This is a genomic window from Stenotrophomonas sp. T8 (assembly GCF_051853085.1).
GTDB classification, from domain to species: domain Bacteria; phylum Pseudomonadota; class Gammaproteobacteria; order Xanthomonadales; family Xanthomonadaceae; genus Stenotrophomonas; species Stenotrophomonas sepilia.
On record NZ_CP195329.1, the window covers coordinates 1,554,107 to 1,571,271 of the forward strand.

17 protein-coding genes and 1 pseudogene are annotated in these 17,165 nt (G+C 66.6%); 12 read left to right on the forward strand and 6 right to left on the reverse strand.

The genetic code is table 11. From position 1 onward, the window contains the following. Positions 1-113 precede the first annotated feature (113 nt). Positions 114-1,400 carry an alpha/beta hydrolase family protein gene (locus ACSDHM_RS07410; RefSeq protein WP_072168957.1) on the forward strand — a complete coding sequence of 429 codons (1,287 nt, stop codon included), beginning with the start codon at positions 114-116 and terminating at the stop codon, positions 1,398-1,400. A gap of 53 nt (positions 1,401-1,453) precedes the next feature. Here ACSDHM_RS07410 and ACSDHM_RS07415 read toward each other — a convergent pair whose 3' ends face one another. The 3 genes and pseudogenes from ACSDHM_RS07415 to ACSDHM_RS07425 all read right to left on the reverse strand — a co-directional run bounded on the left by ACSDHM_RS07415 (position 1,454) and on the right by ACSDHM_RS07425 (position 2,550). Beyond that, positions 1,454-1,912 (reverse strand): SRPBCC family protein, encoded by a 459-nt coding sequence (locus ACSDHM_RS07415; protein WP_088497286.1) that lies wholly within the window; start codon positions 1,910-1,912, stop codon positions 1,454-1,456. Between the two features lie 2 nt (positions 1,913-1,914). After that, positions 1,915-2,229, reverse strand: a complete 315-nt coding sequence (locus ACSDHM_RS07420; protein WP_005416268.1) for an ArsR/SmtB family transcription factor — start codon at positions 2,227-2,229, stop codon at positions 1,915-1,917. Positions 2,230-2,240: 11 nt separating this feature from the next. Further along, positions 2,241-2,550: pseudogene (locus tag ACSDHM_RS07425) on the reverse strand (SRPBCC family protein). 233 nt (positions 2,551-2,783) lie between these two features. Between ACSDHM_RS07425 and ACSDHM_RS07430 the strand changes: the two are divergent. Beyond that, on the forward strand, positions 2,784-3,371 hold the full coding sequence (locus ACSDHM_RS07430; protein ID WP_061477881.1) for a TetR/AcrR family transcriptional regulator: 588 nt from the start codon (positions 2,784-2,786) through the stop codon (positions 3,369-3,371). A 92-nt stretch (positions 3,372-3,463) separates the two neighbouring features. After that, complete coding sequence (locus ACSDHM_RS07435) at positions 3,464-3,964, forward strand: hypothetical protein (protein WP_289852633.1); 501 nt, start codon at positions 3,464-3,466, stop codon at positions 3,962-3,964. Positions 3,965-3,975: 11 nt separating this feature from the next. Here ACSDHM_RS07435 and ACSDHM_RS07440 read toward each other — a convergent pair whose 3' ends face one another. From ACSDHM_RS07440 to ftrA, 3 genes are all read right to left on the reverse strand, one after another. Then, entirely contained in the window at positions 3,976-4,392 is a 417-nt protein-coding gene (locus tag ACSDHM_RS07440; RefSeq protein ID WP_439426824.1) for a chemotaxis protein CheW, read from the reverse strand. A gap of 148 nt (positions 4,393-4,540) precedes the next feature. Further along, the gene (locus tag ACSDHM_RS07445; protein ID WP_088497288.1) at positions 4,541-4,984 is read right to left on the reverse strand and encodes a BLUF domain-containing protein; all 444 of its coding nucleotides are present in this window, start codon (positions 4,982-4,984) and stop codon (positions 4,541-4,543) included. A gap of 95 nt (positions 4,985-5,079) precedes the next feature. Next, a complete protein-coding gene (gene ftrA, locus ACSDHM_RS07450) occupies positions 5,080-6,081 on the reverse strand; it encodes a transcriptional regulator FtrA (RefSeq protein WP_439426825.1) in 1,002 nt (333 codons plus the stop codon). Between the two features lie 338 nt (positions 6,082-6,419). Here ftrA and ACSDHM_RS07455 point away from each other — a divergent pair, with 338 nt between their 5' ends. The 9 genes from ACSDHM_RS07455 (at position 6,420) to ACSDHM_RS07495 (ending at position 17,112) form a co-directional block, all read left to right on the forward strand. Continuing rightward, positions 6,420-8,996: a TonB-dependent receptor plug domain-containing protein gene (locus ACSDHM_RS07455; RefSeq protein WP_439426826.1), complete on the forward strand. Its 2,577-nt coding sequence runs from the start codon at positions 6,420-6,422 to the stop codon at positions 8,994-8,996. Positions 8,997-9,147: 151 nt separating this feature from the next. Then, the gene (gene msuE, locus ACSDHM_RS07460; RefSeq protein WP_439426827.1) at positions 9,148-9,729 is read left to right on the forward strand and encodes an FMN reductase; all 582 of its coding nucleotides are present in this window, start codon (positions 9,148-9,150) and stop codon (positions 9,727-9,729) included. Positions 9,730-9,885: 156 nt separating this feature from the next. Continuing rightward, complete coding sequence (locus ACSDHM_RS07465) at positions 9,886-10,248, forward strand: DUF3088 family protein (protein ID WP_065197036.1); 363 nt, start codon at positions 9,886-9,888, stop codon at positions 10,246-10,248. 14 nt (positions 10,249-10,262) lie between these two features. Then, entirely contained in the window at positions 10,263-11,240 is a 978-nt protein-coding gene (locus tag ACSDHM_RS07470) for an MsnO8 family LLM class oxidoreductase (protein ID WP_072168947.1), read from the forward strand. 19 nt (positions 11,241-11,259) lie between these two features. Continuing rightward, on the forward strand, positions 11,260-12,603 hold the full coding sequence (locus ACSDHM_RS07475) for an LLM class flavin-dependent oxidoreductase (RefSeq protein WP_439426828.1): 1,344 nt from the start codon (positions 11,260-11,262) through the stop codon (positions 12,601-12,603). A 4-nt stretch (positions 12,604-12,607) separates the two neighbouring features. After that, the gene (locus ACSDHM_RS07480; protein ID WP_439426829.1) at positions 12,608-13,828 is read left to right on the forward strand and encodes a M20 aminoacylase family protein; all 1,221 of its coding nucleotides are present in this window, start codon (positions 12,608-12,610) and stop codon (positions 13,826-13,828) included. Further along, positions 13,825-14,376 (forward strand): GNAT family N-acetyltransferase, encoded by a 552-nt coding sequence (locus ACSDHM_RS07485; protein WP_065185134.1) that lies wholly within the window; start codon positions 13,825-13,827, stop codon positions 14,374-14,376. The genes ACSDHM_RS07480 and ACSDHM_RS07485 overlap by 4 nt, the downstream gene beginning before the upstream one ends. Beyond that, positions 14,373-16,118 (forward strand): ABC transporter permease subunit, encoded by a 1,746-nt coding sequence (locus ACSDHM_RS07490; protein ID WP_188241286.1) that lies wholly within the window; start codon positions 14,373-14,375, stop codon positions 16,116-16,118. The genes ACSDHM_RS07485 and ACSDHM_RS07490 overlap by 4 nt, the downstream gene beginning before the upstream one ends. 16 nt (positions 16,119-16,134) lie before the next feature. After that, positions 16,135-17,112: an ABC transporter substrate-binding protein gene (locus tag ACSDHM_RS07495; RefSeq protein WP_072168942.1), complete on the forward strand. Its 978-nt coding sequence runs from the start codon at positions 16,135-16,137 to the stop codon at positions 17,110-17,112. The last annotated feature ends 53 nt before the right edge of the window (positions 17,113-17,165 follow it).

Sequence of the window (17,165 nt, forward strand, 5' to 3'; positions counted from 1 at the left end):
TATGGCTATGGCAGAAGGCGACGGCGAGCGGGTGCAGCATGAATCTGGCGAACGAACGCGCTAGGCTGCGCCCGGCGCCTGCGCGACGCGGGTTTACTGTAATGGGGACGGGCATGGCAGGGTGGAAGAGTCGTTCGTTGTTGAGCGCGGTGCTGGTGTGTTCGGGCCTGCCGGTTGCAGCCGCCGAGCTGTGCACGGTCAGTGCCTACGGTGACGGGCAGGGCAACATCGTGGTGCTGGGCGCACCCGCCGCGGCACCGGCCACGGGGCAGCGTTATCTGATGCTGGACGGGCGACGTGGCGCCACCGGCGATGCCAACGCGCCGGTGAGCTGCAGCGGCGATGTGGTCAGCGTCAGCTCGCCTGCGGGGGCCACGCAGCGCTGGCAACGACTGCCCACCCGCGATACCGATGCAACTTTCACCAGTGCCGGAACCAAGCTGGTCGGGCAGTTGATCGAACCCGCCGGTCCGGCCGATCCCAATCGGCCGCTGGTGGTGCTGGTGCATGGCTCGGAACGCACGATGGCGGTGGCGGCGATCTACCAACGCATGCTGGTGGCGCAGGGAATCTCGGTGTTCGCCTACCAGAAGCGTGGCACCGGCGATTCGGAAGGCGAGTACACGCAGAACTTCGAGCTGCTCGCTGACGACGCAGCGGCGGCGCTTGCTAAGGCGCGGGAACTGGCAAAAGGTCGCTTCGGCCGTGCCGGGTACTTCGGTGGCAGCCAGGGCGGTTGGATCGCGCCGCTGGCGGCCACGCGTTCGCAGGCGGATTTCGTGGCGATCGGTTTCGGGCTGGTGGTCTCGCCCATCGAGGAGGACCGCGAGCAGTTGTTCGACGAGGCGCACCGCCTGCAACTGGATCCGGCGGCCATGAAGCAGGTCGGGCAGCTGTCAGAGGCCACCGCGCAGCTGATGCGCACGCATTTCAGTGAAGGTTTCGAGGCGCTGGCCAGGGTGCGTGCGAAGATCGGTGACGCGCCGTGGGCAAAGACGATCAGTGGTGAATACAGCGGTGACATGCTGCGCATGAGCGACGCTGACCTGCGCCGGATCGGTCGCGCGCGCTTCGACAACCTGGAGCTGATCTGGGACTACGACGCCGAGGCTGCGCTGCGCCGCCTGAAGGTGCCGTTGCTATGGGTGCTGGCCGAACAGGACCGGGCCGCACCGATTGCGGCCACGCGCACCATCCTGGGGCGCCTGCGCGCGTCAGGGCGGCCGATCGAGACCTACCTGTTCCCCGACACCGACCATGGCATGGTCGAGTTCCGTACCGATGCCGAGGGCAACCGCGTGTCGACGCGGATCACCGACGGCTATCTGCGCCTGCTGGCGGATTGGATCAAGCAGGATGTGCACGGACAATACGGGCGCGCGCGCACAGTGAGCGATTGAGCGGATGGTGGCGCAGGCGGCGGATGGCGCTCCGCCGCCGATAGCGGCACGACTCAGCTCGGCTTCGCAAACACATCCAATCCCTTGCCGGTCTCCAGCAGCGACTTCAGGCTCGACAGCACGATCGGCCAGCCCTGGCGGATGCCGGTATCCATGCCGCTGCCGGGTTCCAATTCGTCGTGGGTGACGGTAAGCCGCACCATGTCCTGGTAGGGCACGATCTCGAAGGTCACACGGCTGTAGGCGTCCGGGTCGTCGGCCTGCGAGGCGGCGGCCCAGGTGATGACCAGCCGCGAGGGCGGGGTGCTTTCCACCACTTCGCCGACCAGCTCGACCGAGCGCGTTTCGTCGGCGCGCACGTGCTGCCAGCGCGAGCCGGGTTTCCAGTCCGAGACGTTCTCGTGGCCCCAGTAGCGACTGGCGATCTCGGGGCGGGTGATGGCCTCGAACACCTTCTGTGGCGTGGACGCGATGTAGATCACGTGGATGAAGCGGGTGGTCTCTGCGGACATCGTCATTCTCCTTCCAGTTCGCGTTTCAGGTCATGCAGCAGGCTCAGGCGCTGCTGCTCGAACTTGCGTACCCAGCGCTCGTAGACTTCATGCAGCGGCACCGGGTTGATGAAGTGCAGCTTCTCGCGGCCACGGCGCACCGTGCTGATCAGGTTGGCGTCTTCCAGCAGGCCAAGGTGCTGGGTGACCGATTGCCGGGCCATGTCCAGGTGTTCGCAGAGCTGGCCCAGGGTCTGGCCGTTGTCTTCGCAAAGCAGGTCCAGCAGCGTTCTACGCGTGGGGTCGGCCAGTGCCTTGAACACCTTGTCTGCATTCATGCGGGGCGTCTTCAGTTCCAGTTGTCGATCCTGATGTCGTGTGGATTGGGCTGACCCTTGCCGGTTTCCAGCAGGGCCTTGAGGCTCAGCAGGAAGACCGCCCACTTGGTGCTGCAGTGGGAGGTGAACTCGACGCGTTCCTTCCAGCCTTCGTGGGTGAACAGGACGATGCAGTAGTCGCCTTCCTGCTTCAGCGCGAAGCGCACGTGGGTGCCGATCCATTCGGCAGGGCCGGCCAGGGACGCCTGGTGGGGTGGCCAGTGCTTGATACACCTGGCTTGCGGGGACCTTGATGCCGACCCGGTGTGCGATATCCACCATTGCAGGTTCCTCGCATGGGCCGGCAGGCGCCGCCCTTGAGTGGACTATATGCAGGTAAATACCTGCATGTCAAAACCGGCCACGAACGCCCGGATGTGGTAGTGCCGGCCGCTGGCCGGCATCCCGGTGGAGTTGGGTGCGTGCAGTGGCCGGTCAGCGGCCGGCACTACCAGATGCTGCCCACCCGGCTGCGGGGAGTTGACAGCGCTTCAACCTACTAGTAGGTTGGCTGCATGAAAGAGTCGCTCTCGCCCAAAGCCCAGGAGATCCTGGCCCACGCCCGTTCGCTGCTGGAGGCCGGTGGCTACAACGGTTTCAGCTACGCCGACGTGTCGGCGCGGGTGAACATCAGCAAGGCCAGCATCCATCACCATTTCCCCAGCAAGGTGGACCTGGTGCGCACGGTGGTTGAGCTGTACCGGGCCGAGGCGCGCGAAGGCCTGGCGCTGCTGGACCGGCAGCTGGACGACCCGCTGCAGGAGCTCAACGCCTATGTTGACTACTGGTCGAGCTGTATTGCCGGTGGCACGTCTTCGTTCTGCATCTGCGCGATGCTGGCGGCAGAGGCGCCGATGATCCCTGCGGAGATTGCCGAAGAAGTACGCGGGCATTTCGAGGATTTGAGTGGCTGGTTGGCGCTCACGTTGGAAAAGGGCGCGGCGCTGGGTCAACTGCGCCTGCAGGGTCCGGTGGCCGATGAGGCCAAGGCGTTCATGTCATCGGTGCATGGCGCGATGCTGGCCGCGCGCGGTTTCGGCGATGCGGCGACGTTTGCTGCGCTGGCACGGCTGGCCATCGCGCGGGTGAGCGCGGCTGCCTGATAGATGTGTGGTGGGCCTGCGGCAACGTAGGCCTTTTCTTTGGTTCAGAAGTCTACCTACTAGTAGGTTCAATCAATCCTTGGAGATGTTCCATGTCGCACTCTCTGTCCACGCTGGGCGTGATCCACACGGCCGTCAGCCTTGTACCGGTGTTCGCCGGCCTGTATGCCTTCATTCGCCATCGCGCGATCGACCCCGCGACACGCTCCGGCAAGCTGTACCTGCTCGGGCTTGTGCTGTCGGTGGCAACGTCGTTCACCGTCTCCAGTACGGGCGGGATCAACCCGGGCCACGCATTCGGAGTGATCGTGCTGCTGATCGCCTTCGGCGGCGTGCTGGCCGGCCGGCTGCGCTGGCTGGGTGGCGCCGCACCCTACGTGTCGACGTTTGCGCTGTCCTTCAGCTTCCTGCTGTCGCTGGTGCCAGGCGTGAATGAAACGCTGACACGGTTGCCGGCAGCGCATCCGATTGCTGCGGCGCCGATGGCGCCGGTGGTGCTGCACACGTTGCTGGGATTGGCGGTGGTGTTTGTGATCGGCTTTGCCGCGCAGTGCTGGCGCATGCGGTTTGAACCGGTTCGCAGGCGCCCTTGAGCAGAGGCGCCTTAGTCCCGCACCGCGAGCGCGGCCAGCAGCGACTGCGGTTCGATCAGCGCAGCCGAACGTGTGGCATCCACCCGAACGTTCTCGCTGCAGAAATTGAACACCCGACCCTCGGCAGGCGCGGATACGTCTGGCGTTGCGTCCGGTGTTTCGATTTCCAGCACTTCATCTACCGCCAGCGCCAGGGTTGCGGTGCCGGCGGTGATCAACAGCATGGCTGGGCTGCCGCCATCGAATGCCGGTTGCCCGCTGAGCCTGCGCAGGTCGGCCACCGGCAACGGCTGCCCCCGTACCTCCAGGCTCCGCCTGCCATGCTGGTCCGCAGGGCCGAAGGTCTCGGGGCCGCGTATTTCCACGGCCAGCTGTACGTCGATCGCGAACAGGGCGGTGCCTGCACGCAGGACGACAACCTCGAACAACTCGGCGGGCGAGGGACGTGTTTCCGTTGAAGGTTGAGCGGGTACAGGCATGCTGTGGATCTGGCAGGAACGATGGGTAACGCGGCTTGAATGATGACGTGTGCAGGGAGTACGCGGCCGCGTGGGACTACGCGCGCAGGGCGGCGGTTCAGCTGGATCCGACGGACGCATGGTGCGCACTGAGCGGGCCGATGCGCGGAAAGTGCGGACGCAGCAGGCCGACGAGCTGATCCATGCCCGGAACGGCATGGCCAAATTCGTCCCATCGCGCATTGACCAGGCCGGACACCACGACCTGCCCGGTGTCGATGCGGGTCATGGCCCAATAGGGAACAGCACGCGCGCTGATGGCCATGTCCAGTACCGGCACGACGGCAGCATGCGAGCGACTGTCATGGATGCGGTGCTTGACCGCCTCCAGGCCGTCGGGCGGACCTTCGACGTACTGGAAAAACCGCTGCCCGTCGACGAGCAGCGCTCCGGTAACGTCCACGCGACGGTTGAACGTGGCAGAGCGGGAGACGATCTGCCGGAGCATTTCATCGGAAAGCCCAGCCGACATGTGGCTGGAGTAGGCAAATGCGTGGAGCATGGAAGGGGCTTCTTGTGACGCCCGTCACTATACGTGGGTCGCCATAGCCTGCCGTGAGCCTTTCCTCACGCATCACCGGGGAGTGATGCGTTGGATCAGCAGCCCACCAACCGATCCGCGCCAATTCCGCCGCGATGCTGGCTGCGGTATTGGGTAGGACTGGCGTCCACCTGGCCGCGGAAGTGCCGGCGGAACGACTCCTGCGAACCAAAGCCGGCCTGCTCGGCAATCCACTGCAGCGGCCGGTCGGTGGTTTCCAGCAGCTCGCGGGCGAATGCCACGCGCTCGCGGATCAGCCAGTCGATGGGTGACAGGCCGGTGGCTTCCAGGAACTGCCGCTGCAGGGTGCGCTGGCTGAGCGCGGCCTGCTCGGCAAGACTGCCCAGCGAGTGCGGCTCGCGCAGGTTGCGGCGCATCCATTCCATCAGTTTTGCCAGACGCGAGGGCTCGCCATGGGGAATGGCGCGGCTGACGCGCTGGCTGCGCCCGGCATCACGCCATGGCGCCAGTACCAGCCGCTCGGCCACCAGGTTGGCCACGCGCGCGCCGTAATCCTTGCGCACCATGTGCAGCATCATGTCCATGCCGGTGGCCGAGCCGGCCGAGGTGATGACGTTGCCGGTGTCGACGTACAGCACGTCTTCGCGCACATCGATGCGTGGGAAGTCGCGCGCCAGCGCTTCGGTGAGGCGCCAGTGGGTGGTGGCCTGGCGGCCATCGAGCAGCCCAGCCCAGGCCAGCACGAAGGCGCCAGAGCAGATCGAGGCGATGCGTGCGCCACGGACGTGGGCGCGGACGAGTGCATCGAGCAGTGCCTGCGGCGGGCGTTCGCTGGGTTCGCGCCATCCGGGAATGACGATGATGTCGGCGTCATCAACAGTGCTGAGATCGTAGGGCAGCTGCACCTGTGCATTGCCGAGCATGCGCAGTGCACCGGGTTCACCCGCGCACAGCTGGGTGCGGTACCAGGCCACGCCGAGTTCCGGCCGCACAGGCGCGAACAGGCCTACCGCGCAGCCGAATTCGAACAGCCCCTGGCCGTGGCAGGCAACGATGGCGACGAGCGGTGCGGTGGGATCGGCGGGTGGGCTGGGCATGGCTTGATGCTACGGATGCAGATGCGTGGCGCTGCGTGGTGCGAGGGCATGAGGTGATGCCGGGCAGGCATATGGAGCGGTCGCTCCCCTCTTGTAGAGCCGAGCCCACGCTCGGCTCAATACCGGCAGGGGGGATGCATCTGACGCCGTCGCGTAGAGCAGCCGAGCGTGGGCTCGGCTCTACAGACAGCAGTGCACCGGCAATGCCGCCTAACGTCATTACCAGCGGTCATGTGGGTGGCCGGATGTTACGGCTGGGTGACGCGATCCCGCCTGTCGCACCAGGTGAACAGGCCCTTGAATGGAAGCGTGTTTCCGGCCCACTCCCACGAGTCCCCATGCCTGCCGCCCATGCCCCTGTGCTGAACACTCTCGCCGTCCTGATCGCCAGCGTTCTGGCTGCAACGCCTGGCCATGCGGCTGACGCCGATGCGGATCCTGCTGCCACCGCCGCGACGGCCAACGTGGCAGCGTCCACGCTGGATGCGGTGGTCGTTACCGGGTCGCGCACCAGCACGCGCACGGTGAAGAACAGTTCCACCCCGATCGATGTGATTTCCGCAGAGGACCTTGCTGCGACCGGCCAGGCCAACCTGCTGGAAGCGTTGCAGCGCAGCCTGCCGTCGCTGAGCCAGATCGGTGGCTACCAGAGCGACCAGGAGAGCCTGATCCGTGGCTACCAGCTGCGCAATCTCTCGCCGGGTTACACGCTGGTGCTGGTGAACGGCAAGCGCCGCAATGCCAGTGCCTATGTGAGCGGTGCCAACGGCGGCGGTTTCCCCGGCCATGCCTGGGCTGACCTGGCGTTGATTCCAGTCTCGGCGATCGACCATGTGGAAGTGCTGCGCGATGGCGCGTCGGCCATCTATGGTTCGGACGCGATCACCGGCGTGGTCAACGTGATCCTGAAATCGCAGGCACACGGTGGCGAGCTTTCCGTGGAAAGCGGGCAGAGCATTGATGGCGATGGCGCGCGCACCAGCGTGCGTGCCAACGTGGGCCTGCCGTGGGGCGCCGATGGCTTCGTCAACCTGTCGGGCGAAACCACGCGGCAGCACCACGCGATCCGTACCCGCCGCTATATCGATGGCTACCTGAGCTATCCGGCGGTAGATGCCAACGGCAATCGGGTAGCGCTGCGACCGAACAACCGGTTGCCGGCCGGCGCATCGCCGAACCCGGCCGAGGCCAACCGCAATGCCGAGGCCAACACCATCCTCAGTTCGCCATCGTATGCGCTGAAGGCGTTTGCGGTGAACGTGGGCCATGGCTTGGGCGAGAGCGCGCAGTTCTACGCCAATGCCACCGCCAGTGATCGCACCGCGCAGGCGATCCAGAATTTCCGCCTGCCGGCGACCATCTTCACCACCTACAAGGCGCCGGGTGTGCTGAGCGTGTTTCCCGATGGCTTCCTGCCAGTGCTGGAAACCAAGGAGAAGCAGTACACCGGCACCGCAGGTGTGAAAGGCCAGATCGCGGGTTGGGACTACGACGCCAGCCTGACCGGCAACCGCAGCACGGTACGCACCTATACCCGCAATTCGGTGAACTACTCGCTGCCGTACCCCGGTTCGCCCACTGACTTCTATGATGGCAAGCTGGACTACCAGCAGGGCATCGCCAACCTGGACCTGCGCCGTGGCTTCGAGGTGGCGGCATTCGCTTCGCCGCTGGAAGTGAGCGCCGGCGCCGAGTACCAGCACGAACAGTACGAACGCGGCGCCGGGCAGTGGGAGTCCTACATCGGCTTCGGTGCCGCCGCGTTCGTGGGCTACTCCACCGCCGATGCAGTGAAGGCGACGCGCAACAGCAAGGCGGTCTATGTGGGCGCGGCCAGCAACATCACCGCGCGCTGGTACCTGGATGCCGCTGCACGCTGGGAAGATCATTCCGACTTCGGCAGCGTGTCCACGGGCAGACTGACCACGCGCTTCGACTTCACCGACGCGTTGGGTGTACGCGCGACGGTCAGCAATGGCTTCCATGCGCCCAGCCTGGGCGCGCAGTTCTACCAGGCCACCGGCAGCTGCCCGTGCGGTACCACGCTGGTGGCACAGGTGTCTTCGCCGGCGGCGATTGCGTTGGGTGCCACACCGCTGAAGCCGGAAAAGGCCACCAACTACAGCCTGGGCGTGACCTGGGACCCGAGCCCGGCGTTCCACCTGGCCGTGGATGCCTACCAGATCGACATCCGCGGCCAGCTCGGCCAGTCCAGCCAGATCGGTTACAACGCGCAGGACCCGGCGCGTATCACCGACAACAGCGGTACGGTGTTGAGTGCGGCGCAGAAGAACACCATCGATGCGCTGCTGGGTTCAGCCGGCATCAGCATCCTGCCGGGTGATGCGTTCTACGCCAGCTACTTCACCAATGTGGGCGATACCCGCACACGCGGTGTGGAGCTGACCCTGGAAGCGAACCAGGAAACGGCGTGGGGCAAGCTGCGCTGGAGCTATGCGGCCAACGTCGGCCGCACCACGATCCGGAAGGTCAGTGATATTCCGGCGGCGCTGCAGGGGCTGCCCAACATCAACCTGCTGACCAAATCCAGCGAGTACGCACTGCGCTTCCGCACGCCCAGCTACACCCAGGTGGCGGGCTTGGGCTGGCAGAACGGGCGCTGGCGCTCGAATGTCGACTTCACCTACTACGGCCCGATCAAGCGCCTGAACAACGGCGTGGAATACAGGCAGCCGCCGGTGCTGGTGACCAACCTTTCAGGTGCGGTGGAGCTGGGTGCGGGCTGGAGCGCGGCGCTGGGCGTCAACAACGTGTTCGACAAGCGCACGCGCAAGGTGCCGGAGTACGCGCGCAGTGCTACCGATGTGGCCAGCATCGAGACGACGTGGGATTCGGGCGATGTGCTGAGCCGGATCGGGACGTTCTGGTACGGGCGGATCAATTACCGGTTCTGAGGTGGAGCAGCCGAGCATGGCTCGGCTCTACAAAGGCAACAGCAGCCGAGCATGGCTCGGCTCTACAAAGGCAACAGCAGCCGAGCATGGCTCGGCTCTACAGAACGCGAAAGGCGGCCGGACGGGGTTCGGCATCATCGAGGAGCAGTTCATGTCTTCTGCATTGAAGGTGGTTGCAGTGGTGGGGTCACCGACCAGCTCGGCGACGTCGCGCACGTTGCTGCTGGTGCAGCACCTGTTGGCGTCGTTGCAGCAGCGGGTACACGCCAGCGTGGAGGTGGTGGAGCTGGCGCCGATCGCGCGCTCGCTGGGGCAGTCGTTGTCTCGCGATGAGGCGGAGCCTGCGGTGGAGCAGGCGTTGCAGACGATCGAGGCGGCCGAGCTGCTGGTGGTGGCCGCGCCGGTGTATCGGGGGTCGTATCCGGGGCTGTTCAAGCACCTGGTCGACTTCATCGAGCTGGAGGCGCTGGTGGATACACCGGTGCTGCTGGCGGCGACCGGGGGCAGCGAGCGCCATGCACTGGTGATCGACCACCAGTTGCGGCCGTTGTTCAGCTTCCTGCAGGCGCACACGCTGCCGATCGGGGTGTATGCCACGCCGGCCGACTTTGATGGCGAGCACCTCAACAGTGCAGCGTTGCAGGCCCGCATCGCGCTGGCGACCGAGCGTGCGGCCGGGCATCTGGCTACGCAGGCGCTGGCGGTAGCGGCGCCACTGCGACGCATCGCCTGATGCCATAACCGGCGGCGCTTTGCATATGGCCAAGGCGCATCTGCGTGGCCGGATCTGACCGCCGATTGTCGCCTGGCACCGCCACCGCAAGCACCGGCATCCCTAGCATCGAAATCGAAGCGGCATCGCATTGCCGGCCCTGATGAGGACACTCCCGTGGCGTTGGACGCAGCAAGCAAACCCATCCTGTTCCTGCTCGACCGCGAGTTCGAGGATGGCCAGATTCCTGGCCAGCGCTTCTTCTGCCGGCACAGCCTGCTGCTGGAAGGGGCGCTGTCGAGCATCGACGGCCTCGACGCGCAGCTGGACGTACGTCGCATTGGTTTCGCGCGGCCACGCCGCGAGGTGATCGCCGAGATCGGCGAGCAGGACCAGTCGTTGCCCAAGCTGGTGCTGCCGCAGGGCGTGCGCAGCGAGCTGGCCAGTGGCGCGCATCAGGACCGCCAGTACATCTCCGGTGCCGAGCCGATCCTGGCTGCGCTGAACGGATTGCTTGGCATTCCCGTGGCCCACCCCTGAGCGAGGACACGACCTTGAGCTATCTGATCAGCGTCTTGGACAAGAGCCCGGTGGCCGAAGGCGCCTCGCCAGAGCAGGCGCTGCGCAACAGCCTGCAGTTGGCGCAGCGCGCCGAGCAGCTGGGCTATCACCGGTACTGGTTTGCCGAACATCATGCCGCGCCGGCGCTTGCCAGCCCGGCGCCGGAAGTGCTGGCCGCCTGGGTGCTGGCGCAGACCCGTCGCATCCGTATCGGCAGTGGCGGGGTGATGCTGCGCCACTATGCGCCGTACAAGGTGGCCGAGAGCTTCAACCTGCTGGCGGCGTTGGCACCGGGGCGCGTGGATCTGGGCGTGGGCAAGGCGCCCGGTGGCCTGCCAGCATCGACCGCCGCGCTGGCGGCGGGACGCCCGGCATTCGCCGATTTCGACCAGCAGCTGCGCGACCTGGAGGGCTATCTGTCCGGTGCCGCGACCGAGGCGCTGGCGCGCCCGATTCCACAGCAGGCGCCTGAGCGCTTCCTGCTCGGGGCCAGCCCACAGAGCGCGAAGCAAGCAGCCGAGCTGGGCTGGCGCTTCGTGTACGCCGCGCACTTCGATGGCGACCCGAAACATATCGAGGCTGCGTTCGACGCTTACCGCAGCGTCTCCTCGCAGCCCCCGCTGCTGGCCACGGTGGCCTTCGCCGCACCGACTGCCGAAGCAGCAGCGCGTCATATCGGCGCGCTGCGCGTCTACAAGCTGCACCTCGGTCCGGGGCAGGCGGTGAACCTGCCCAGCCCCGAGGCGGCTGCCGAGTACGCGCGCCAGGTGGGCGTGGCCGACTTCCGCATCGAGGAAACGCGCCCCAGCGTGCTGTCCGGTGATGCGCAGCATGTGCGCGGCGAACTGGACGCGCTGCACCGGCGTTTCGGCGTGGGCGAATTCATCCTCGACGCGCCGGTGGCCGACCTTGACGCACGCCTGACATCCCTCGAACTGCTGTCGCCTGCGCCGCGCGCGGCGGTGGCCTGACCTGCAGGAGCGATTCCCAATGAGCACGACCCCGCGCCACATTCCGTTCGGCATCATGCTGCAGGGCCCCGGCAGCCACATGCATGCCTGGAAGCATCCGTCCAATCCGGCTGATGCCAGCGTCAACCTGCAGTTCTACATCGACATTGCACGCACGGCCGAGGACAACGGTATCGCCTTCGGCTTCGTGGCCGACGGGTTGTATATCAACGAGAAGTCGATCCCGCATTTCCTCAACCGCTTCGAGCCGATCTCGCTGCTGTCGGCGCTGGCCACGGCAACGAAGAAGATCGGCCTGGCGGGTACGCTGTCGACGTCCTACAGCGATCCGTTCACCGTGGCCCGCCAGTTCGCCTCGCTGGATCTGCTCAGCGGCGGCCGTGCCGGCTGGAACGTGGTGACCTCGCCACTGGAGGGTTCGGGCCGCAACTATGGCCGGCCACACCCGGAACATGCGCTGCGCTACCAGATCGCCGACGAGTATCTGGAGGTGGTGCAGGGGCTGTGGGATTCCTGGGACGACGACGCCTTCGTGCGCGAGCGCGACAGCGGTATCTTCTTCGCGCCGGAAAAGTTCCGCCGCCTCGACCACAAGGGCCGCTTCTTCCAGGTGGAAGGGCCGCTCAACATCCAGCGTTCGCCGCAGGGCCAGCCGGTGATCTTCCAGGCCGGTTCGTCCGACGACGGCATCGCGCTGGCCGGCAAGTACGCCGACGCGGTGTTCACCCACTCGCCGTCGCTGGAGGAAACCCGCGCGTTCACCCGGAAGGTGAAGAATTCGGCGATCGCGCATGGCCGCAGCGGCAATGACGTGAAGATCTTTCCGGGCATCGGCCCCATCGTCGGCCGTACTGCCGAGGAGGCTGAAGCCAAGTACCAGGCGATTGCCGCACTGGCAACGCTGGAGGATGCGCTGGCCTATCTCGGCCGGTTCTTCGACCACCACGATTTCAGCCAGTACGATCCGGACGCGCCCTTCCCGGAGCTGGGTGACATTGGCAGCAATTCGTTCCGCTCCACCACCGACCGCATCAAGCAGGATGCGCGTGAGAAGGGCCTGAGCCTGCGCCAGGTGGCATTGGAGGCAGTGAGCCCGCGACCAAACTTCATCGGTACACCGGAGCACGTGGCCGATGAGCTGATCCGCTGGTTCGATGCCGGTGCCAGCGATGGCTTCATTCTCGGCTTTGCCGCGCAGCGCGAGGGCCTGGACGATTTCGTGACCCAGGTATTGCCGATCCTGCAGGCGCGGGGCTACCACCAGCGCGCGCTGGAAGGGCAGACGCTGCGCGAGCATCTGGGCCTGCCGTACAAGGCCAGCCGGTATGCGACCGACGCCGAACCGGCGCGGAAGGTGGGGTAGGGCAATGAGCGGAGAAACCGCAGTAGCACCGGGCCAGGCCCGGCGGAGTTCCCCAGCGACTGGCGTGTTGCCCGAAATCGCAGCACGCGCCGAGGCCGCCATTGCGATCCGCCATGACCTGCACCGGCACCCGGAGCTGGCCTTCGAGGAGCATCGCACCAGCGCACGTGTGGCCGAACTTCTGCAGCAATGGGGTTATGAAGTGACCACTGGCCTCGGCGGTACCGGCGTGGTCGGTACGTTGCAGCGTGGGCAGGGCAGTCGTCGGCTGGGGCTGCGTGCCGACATCGATGCGCTGCCGATCCGCGAGGACTCCGGCCTGGCCTACGCCAGCCAGACCGAGGGCCTGATGCATGCCTGTGGTCACGATGGCCATACCGCCATCCTGCTGTCCGCCGCGCATTACCTGGCCCATCACGGCAATATCGACGGCACCCTGCAGCTGGTATTCCAGCCTGCAGAGGAGACGGGTTCGGGCGCGTCGAAGATGATTGCCGATGGCCTGTTCGAACGCTTCCCGGTGGATGCGATCTATGGGCTGCACAACTGGCCGGGCGCGCCGGTGGGGCACTTCGGCTTTGTCGATGGCCCGGCGATGGCGTCGGTGGACTGGGCGCGGCTGAAGGTGATCGGCAAGGGCAGCCACGGTGCCGAGCCGCAGGGCAGCATCGACCCGATCCTGGCGGCAGCGCACATCGTTACCGCGCTGCAGAGCGTGGTGTCGCGCAATGTCGATCCGCGGCAGATGGGCGTGGTCACCGTCGGCTCGATCCACGGCGGCCAGGCCGCCAATGTGATTCCGGACGTGGTCGAGCTGAAGCTGACCGTGCGCGCCTACCTGCCCGAGGTGCGCGACACGCTGCGACGCCGGGTCACGGAACTTGCCGAGCAGACCGCCGCCGCGTTCGGCGCGCGCGCCGAGATTGAATTCCCGCGCGGCTTCCCCAGCGTGATCAACCACCCGCAGCAGACCGCCTACGTCCGCAAGGTGGCGGTGCAGGGCTTCGGCGCCGAACAGGTGGTGCCCGACTTCGCACCGCGCACCGCCAGTGAGGACTTTGCCTTCCTGCTGCAGGCGCGGCCCGGCAGCTTCGTGTTCGTCGGCAACGGCGACAGCGCACCGTTGCACAGCCCACGCTATGTGTTCAACGACGCCGCCATTGCACCCGCTGCCAGCCTGTGGGCACGGCTGGCCGAAGACTATCTGGTGAAGGACGTGGCATGAGCAGCAACGAACGCTTCCTCTACACCTCGGTGGATGACCCACTGGCGCGGCCGCTGTTCGACGGCCTGGAGCAGGAGTACGACAGCCGCTACGCCGACGTGCGTCGACGCATCGGTGGCAGCGCCCGCGAGGAGCTGCAGCGCTATCCGGCGCAGGCCTTTGCGGCCCCGGTGGGCGCCTTCGTGCTGCTGCTGCGCGACGGGGTGGCGATTTCCGGCGGTGCGTTCATGCCGCACCGTGATCCGGATACCGCCGAATTCAAGCGCATCTGGACGCTGCCCGGGCTGCGTCGCCAGGGCATTGCGCGGCGCGTGCTGCAGGAGCTGGAAGAGCAGGCGGCGCGGCAAGGGTATCGGCGGGTGTTCCTGACGACGGGCTTCCGCCAGCCTGAAGCTGTTGGCCTGTACCTCAGCCATGGTTACACCGCGCTGTTCGATCTGGATGCGGATCCCGAAACCATTGCGCACCTGCCGTTCGAAAAGCACCTGCGGGCACCGGCGCCCCCCATCGTGCCTGCACAGACCCAGCTGCAAGGAGCCCACGCGTGAGCACGCCTTCGACCGCGCTGGATGGCATTGCAACCCGGCCGGCGCCAGCGCCGGCGCTGAAGATCGTGCCGGCCCGGCATCCGCTGCAGGTCTTCGGCACGGTGCTGGCACTGGCGCTGATCCTGATCGGGCTGCAGTCCGTGCTGGGCAATCCGCGCTGGGGCTGGGGCACCTTCGCCGAATGGTTCTTCGCGCGCCCGGTGCTTGAGGGACTGGGCCGCACGCTGCTGCTGACCGCGCTCGGTACTGGCCTCGGCTTCGCCTTGGGCACGTTGCTTGCGCTGGTCCGCGTCTCCGGCTCGCCGCTGCTGTCGGCGGTGTCGTGGGGCTACGTTTGGCTGTTCCGCTCGATCCCGCTGCTGGTGCTGTTGCTGCTGCTGAACAATCTGGGCTACCTGTACAGCACCATCGAACTGAGCGTGCCGTTCACCGGCATCAACCTGTTCTCGTACCCGACCACGCAGCTGATCGGTGTGTTCACTGCCGCGGTGCTGGGCCTGACCCTGAACCAGGCCGCGTTCTCGGCCGAAGTGATCCGCGGCGGCATTCTGTCTGTTGACCACGGCCAGTACGAGGCCGCGGCCGCGCTGGGCCTGCCACGTGGCCGCCAGGTGCGCCGCATCATCCTGCCGCAGGCGATGCGCTCGATCCTGCCGGCCGCGTTCAACGATGTGATCGGCCTGGCCAAGAGCACGTCGGTGGTCTACGTGCTGGCGCTGCCTGAGCTGTTCTACACGGTGCAGGTGATCTACCGCCGCAACCTGGAGGTGGTGCCGCTGCTGATGGTGGCCACGGTCTGGTACCTGGTGATCCTGACCGCACTTTCACTGCTGCAGCGACGGGTGGAGCAGCGCTTCGCGCGCGGCCAGCTGCAGCGCGAGCGCTCGGCATCGCACGTGTCATCGCCGCTGCGCGTGCAGAGCGATGCTGCGCAGCGCTCGATCCACCGCCCGCGCATCGCCCCCCAGGTCGAAGCGGGCGAGGGCGCGGCGGTATCGCTGCACGGCGTAGGCAAGGTGTTTGGCGACCAGCCGGTGCTGGAGGATGTGAACCTGGACCTGCGCGCCGGCAGCGTGACGGTGCTGATCGGCCCATCGGGCGCCGGCAAGTCCACGCTGCTGCGGCTGATCAACCACCTGGAGCGTGCCGACAGCGGCTATGTGACCGTCGGCGGCCAGCTGATCGGCTACCGCCGTGACGGTGACACCCTGTACGAACTGCCTGAGCGTGAGATCCGCCGTCGGCGTGCCGAGGTGGGCATGGTGTTCCAGGGCTTCAATCTGTTCCCGCACCTGACCGCGCTGGAGAACATCATCGAGGCACCGATCGCGGTGCGTGGCGTGCCCCGTGTGCAGGCCGAACAACAGGCGCGCACGCTGCTGGAGCGGGTCGGCCTGGCCGACAGGGCCGATGCTTTCCCGCGCCAGCTGTCCGGTGGCCAGCAACAGCGCATCGCGATTGCCCGCGCGCTGGCGCTGCAACCGAAGGTGCTGCTGTTCGACGAACCCACCTCTGCGCTGGACCCGGAACTGGTGGCCGAAGTGCTCAGTGTGATCGAAGAGCTGGCCCGCTCCGGCACCACGCTGGTAATTGTCACCCATGAATTGAGCTTCGCCCGCCGCGTGGCCGACCACGTGGTGATGATGGACCAGGGCCGGGTGATCGAGCAGGGCACGCCCGAGGCTCTGTTCGAGCGCCCGCGCCAGCAACGCACCGCCGATTTCCTGGCCAAGACCCTGTAACCCCGGAAGGAACACCATGAGCCCTGCAGCGCCGCGTCGCCCCTCGCGCAGCACCCTGTTGATCGTGGCGGTGCTGGTCATCGGCATCGCCGGCATCGTCTACTCGCGCGTGCGCCAGGCCCCGGAGGCTGCCACTGTGGCCGCGACCAGCCTGGCCGGTACCAACACCGCCGTGCTGAAGGGCACGCTCGACCCGAAGGCGCAGGCCCTGATTCCTGCGGGCTACCGCTTCGTCACGCCGGGCGCATTCACCGTGGCGACCCATCCGGGGCAGCTACCGCTGGCCGACTACGGCGCGGACAGCAAGGACGTGGTCGGCATCGAGCCCGACATCGCGCGGCTGATTGCCGATGCGTTGGGCCTGAAGCTGGTGATCGTGCCGGTCGCGTGGGCGGACTGGCCGCTGGGGCTGGAATCGGGCAAGTACGATGCGGTGCTGTCGAACGTGACGGTGACCGAAGAGCGCAAGAAGAAGTTCGACTTCTCCAGCTACCGCTACGATCTTCTGGGCATCTACACGCGCAGCGATGGGCCCATCCAGAAGATCGAGAAACCCGCTGATGTGGCCGGGCTGAAGGTCGTGGTGGGCGCCAGCACCAACCAGGACCAGATCCTGCGGCAGTGGGACCGGCAGAACATTGCGGCCGGCCTGAAACCGGTGGAGTACCAGTACTTCGATGACGCCGTGGTCGGCCGCTTGGCGGTGATCACTGGCCGCGCCGATGTCTCGTTCGAGCCCAATGCCACCGGCGCCTACTCGGCACGCGATGGCAAGGTGCGGCGCGTGGGCCTGTTCCCCGGTGGCTGGCCGAACGCTGCGGCGATCTCGGTGGCCACGCGCAAGGGCAGCGGCCTGGCCGATGCGGTGACGCAGGCGTTGAACACCCAGATCGGCAGCGGCACCTATGCGCAGGCATTGAAGCGCTGGAACGTGGCCGAGGAGGCGGTGCCGCAATCGCAGACCAATCCGCCGGGGTTGCCGACGCTGCAATGACACCGGGCGTGGCCCGGCGCTACCGCTGCTTCTGTAGAGCCGAGCCATGCTCG

What these genes read in the sequence shown, in the direction of transcription:
- ACSDHM_RS07410 (WP_072168957.1), top strand. Translation starts at nt 114, where the DNA reads ATGGCAGGGTGGAAGAGTCGTTCGTTGTTGAGCGCGGTGCTGGTGTGT.
- ACSDHM_RS07415 (WP_088497286.1), bottom strand. Translation starts at nt 1,912, where the DNA reads ATGTCCGCAGAGACCACCCGCTTCATCCACGTGATCTACATCGCGTCC.
- ACSDHM_RS07420 (WP_005416268.1), bottom strand. Translation starts at nt 2,229, where the DNA reads ATGAATGCAGACAAGGTGTTCAAGGCACTGGCCGACCCCACGCGTAGA.
- ACSDHM_RS07430 (WP_061477881.1), top strand. Translation starts at nt 2,784, where the DNA reads ATGAAAGAGTCGCTCTCGCCCAAAGCCCAGGAGATCCTGGCCCACGCC.
- ACSDHM_RS07435 (WP_289852633.1), top strand. Translation starts at nt 3,464, where the DNA reads ATGTCGCACTCTCTGTCCACGCTGGGCGTGATCCACACGGCCGTCAGC.
- ACSDHM_RS07445 (WP_088497288.1), bottom strand. Translation starts at nt 4,984, where the DNA reads ATGCTCCACGCATTTGCCTACTCCAGCCACATGTCGGCTGGGCTTTCC.
- ftrA (WP_439426825.1), bottom strand. Translation starts at nt 6,081, where the DNA reads ATGCCCAGCCCACCCGCCGATCCCACCGCACCGCTCGTCGCCATCGTT.
- ACSDHM_RS07455 (WP_439426826.1), top strand. Translation starts at nt 6,420, where the DNA reads ATGCCTGCCGCCCATGCCCCTGTGCTGAACACTCTCGCCGTCCTGATC.
- msuE (WP_439426827.1), top strand. Translation starts at nt 9,148, where the DNA reads ATGTCTTCTGCATTGAAGGTGGTTGCAGTGGTGGGGTCACCGACCAGC.
- ACSDHM_RS07475 (WP_439426828.1), top strand. Translation starts at nt 11,260, where the DNA reads ATGAGCACGACCCCGCGCCACATTCCGTTCGGCATCATGCTGCAGGGC.
- ACSDHM_RS07480 (WP_439426829.1), top strand. Translation starts at nt 12,608, where the DNA reads ATGAGCGGAGAAACCGCAGTAGCACCGGGCCAGGCCCGGCGGAGTTCC.
- ACSDHM_RS07485 (WP_065185134.1), top strand. Translation starts at nt 13,825, where the DNA reads ATGAGCAGCAACGAACGCTTCCTCTACACCTCGGTGGATGACCCACTG.
- ACSDHM_RS07495 (WP_072168942.1), top strand. Translation starts at nt 16,135, where the DNA reads ATGAGCCCTGCAGCGCCGCGTCGCCCCTCGCGCAGCACCCTGTTGATC.